This is a genomic window from Mesorhizobium sp. M2C.T.Ca.TU.002.02.1.1, from assembly GCF_003997225.1.
Map to the genome: position 1 here is coordinate 1 of NZ_RZTO01000680.1, position 3425 is coordinate 3425.

At 67.6% G+C, this 3425-nt stretch carries 2 protein-coding genes; both read right to left on the bottom strand.

Annotated elements, in window-relative coordinates:
- Window positions 1-191: 191 nt before the first annotated feature.
- A complete protein-coding gene (mutL, locus tag EOD07_RS27415) occupies window positions 192-2066 on the bottom strand; it encodes a DNA mismatch repair endonuclease MutL (protein ID WP_127237623.1) in 1875 nt (624 codons plus the stop codon).
- A gap of 278 nt (window positions 2067-2344) precedes the next feature.
- Entirely contained in the window at window positions 2345-3247 is a 903-nt protein-coding gene (locus EOD07_RS27425; protein ID WP_040986600.1) for a LysR substrate-binding domain-containing protein, read from the bottom strand.
- Window positions 3248-3425: the final 178 nt, after the last annotated feature.

Sequence of the window (3425 nt, forward strand, 5' to 3'; positions counted from 1 at the left end):
AGATCAGGGGTTGGGGCCAGGTCCTGGCTCAAGAAAAGAGCCGCTTCGAGCGGCTCTTTTCTTGCCCCCACCCCGCTGCTTCGCAGCGACCCTCCCCACAAGGGGGAGGGTTAAGGCGCGGCGCTCTACCTCCCCCTTGTGGGGAGGTCGGACCGAAGGTCCGGGTGGGGGGCTGCGCCCTATGTGGTTTCTCACCTTCGCCCGAACAACCTCTCAATATCGGCCAGCTTGAGCTCGATATAGGTCGGCCGGCCATGGTTGCAGGTGCCGGAGCCGGGCGTCGCTTCCATCTGGCGCAGCAGCGCGTTCATCTCCTCGGCTTTGAGCAGCCGGCCCGAGCGCACCGAGCCGTGGCAGGCCATGGTCGCCGCGATCTTGTCCAGCCGTTCTTTGAGTGTCTCGACCGTGTCGTTGTCGGCGATCTCGTCGGCGAGGTCGCGCACCAGCTGCTGCACATCGGTTTCGCCGAGCATCGACGGCGTCTCGCGCACCGCCACCGCGCCGGGGCCGAAGCGCTCGAGGCCGAGGCCGAATTTGGCGAGGGTCTGCGAATGCATCGCCAGCCGCTCGGCATCTTCTTCCGGCAGGTCGACGATCTCGGGCAGCAACAGCATCTGCGACGGTACCGCGCGCGAATGCAGCGCATTCTTCAGTGCTTCGTAGACCAGCCGCTCATGCGCGGCATGCTGGTCGACGATGACAAGCGAATCCCGCGTCTGCGCGACGATGTAATTCTCATGCACCTGCGCGCGCGCCGCGCCCAGCACCATGCCAAGCAGCGCCTCGGCTGGCTCGGCCATGCCGGCCCGCGCGTCGGCGCTCGCGAGCGGGCCGGTGTCGAAGGCTGCCTGCTCGTTTTCGGCAAAGCCATTGATTCGAGGTCCTGCCTCCCCGTGACCCATGTCGAGCGGCCGCTGCGCCGAGCGCAACGGATCGAAGCCGCCGGAGCCGGAAGCGTGATAGGCGGCCTCGTAGCTGCGATGGCCGTCGGCCGGCCCCGGATGCGAGTACGGCGCCGCGCCCGGCCGGAACGCCGCCATCATGCCGGCTGCACCCGTGGTCGCCGCGCGGATGCCGGCGCCGGCCAGCGCCTCGCGGATGGCGCCGACGATCAGCCCGCGCACCAGGCCGGGATCGCGGAAACGCACATCGGCCTTGGCGGGATGGACGTTGACGTCGACGGTCGAGGGATCGAGCGACAGGAAGAGCACGGTCACCGCGTGCCGGTCGCGCGGCAAAACGTCGGCGAAGGCGCCGCGGATCGCGCCCGCGATCAGCTTGTCGCGCACCGGCCGTCCATTGACATAGGCATATTGCTGCAGCGCATTGGCGCGCGTGTAGGACGGGATCGAGACGTGGCCGGCAAGATGCACGCCGTCGCGCATGGCGTCGATGGCGATGGCATTGTCCGGGAAATCCTTGCCCATCACCTGCGCCACGCGGGCGAGCCGGCCTTCCGGCGTGTCGCTGGTTGCCGGCAGCTCCAGTGTCGAGCGGTCGGCGCCGGCGAGCGTGAAGCGCACGGCAGGGAAGGCGATGGCGATGCGCTTCACCACGTCGCTGGTGGCCGAGCTTTCGGCGCGCTCGCCCTTCATGAATTTGAGCCGGGCCGGCGTGGCGAAGAAGAGGTCGCGCACCTCGACTGTCGTGCCGCGGTTCGCCGCCGCCGGCTTCACCGGTAAGACGCGGCCGCCATCGATGCCGATCTCGGCCGCGCTGTCGCCGCTTGCGGTGCGCGAGCGGATAGACAGCCGCGCGACGGAGCCAATCGAGGGCAGCGCCTCGCCGCGGAAGCCGAGCGAGCGGATATCGTGGATGTCGTCGGAGAGCTTGGACGTGCAGTGCCGCGCGACAGCCAGCGCCAGTTCCTGTTCGGGGATGCCCGACCCGTCATCGGTGACGCGGATGAGATTCAGCCCGCCGCCGGCCGTGACGACCTCCACGCGCGAGGCGCCGGCATCGAGCGCATTCTCGACCAGCTCCTTCACCACGCTCGCCGGACGCTCGATGACCTCGCCGGCGGCGATCTGGTTGATCATCGTTTCGGAAAGCTGGCGAATGGGCATGAGGGGATTATAGGCGGATTCGAGCGGCGTGGGGGAGGGGCGGAATGACGTTGGCAACAGCCAATGCCGCGATCCTTCGCGCCCCCCTCTGTCCTGCCGGACATCTCCCCCACGAGGGGGGAGATTGGCAGCTTCGGCGGTGGCGCTTCGCTTGCAACGTTGGAGATTGGCGAAGGCCGGCGCGAAATCTGATCTCCCCCCTCGTGGGGGAGATGGCCGGCAGGCCAGAGGGGGGCGCTGTCCCGCCTGCGTTGCCTGCATCGCAAAACGAGTGAAACCTAAGCCTGCGCCACCAGCCAGTCCCTCACCCTGCGCGCATTGTCGCTGAGGTCTCGGTTCTTCGGCCAGATCACGTGGAAGCCGATGCCGGTCCTCATGACATGGTCGGTCACCGGCACCAGCAGTCCTGATGCCACCAGGCGCTCGACCAGATGCCGCCATCCGAGCGAGATGCCTTGTCCCTCCATGACCGCCTGGATCACCAGGGCATAGTCGTTGATGCGCAGGCCGCGCTCGGCATTGCGCAGGCTGGTCCCGGCGGACGCGAACCATTCGTCCCAGTTCGGCGCCTCGCGATAGGGCTCCTCGAGATGGATCAGCCGGTGCGTAGCCAGTTCCTCGACCGTCTTCGGCATGCCGAATTTGGCGAGATAGCTCGGCCCCGCGACCGGGAAGATCTCCTCCTCGGAGAGCGACAGCGAGTGGTAGTCCGGCCAGTCGCGCGGCACGCCGCCGCGCACGCCGAGCGGAATCCCCTCGGCGATGATGTCGAGGTCGCGGTCGGCGGTCTGGATGCGCAGATCGATGCCCGGCAGTTCGTCCCGGAACTGCTGCAGGCGCGGCATCATCCAGAACGAGCCAAAGGCGGTTGAGGCTGCCAAGGTCACATGCCCGCCGGTCGCCTGCAGGCGAAGGTCCTCCGCCGATTTGCGGATGTGCGACAGGCCGAGCGAGACGTCGGCATGGAAACGCTCGCCGGCTTCGGTCAGAAGCACCTGGCGGTGGCGTCGCTGGAACAGCTTGGCGCCGAGCTGCTCCTCCAGTCCTCGCACGGCATAGGAAACGGCGGCCTGCGTCATGCCAAGCTCGCGACCGGCGGCGGTGAAGCTGGACAGCCGGCCGGCGGCTTCGAAGACGATGAGGCTGCCGGCTGAGGGCAGGAGGTGGCGCAGGCTTCGCATAAGGTGAGCTTATACAGAAGATCAAGATTTTCCAGCGTCACAGCCATATTTTCCCTCGCTAACGTGAGTGGCGGGAAGAAGGAGCCTCCATGAACGCACCAGCCGTCGAATTGACTGAACAGACCCACCGCCGCGGCGGCGGCCGCCTCGGGCGCAAGGCGCTGCGCAGTGCCCCGAT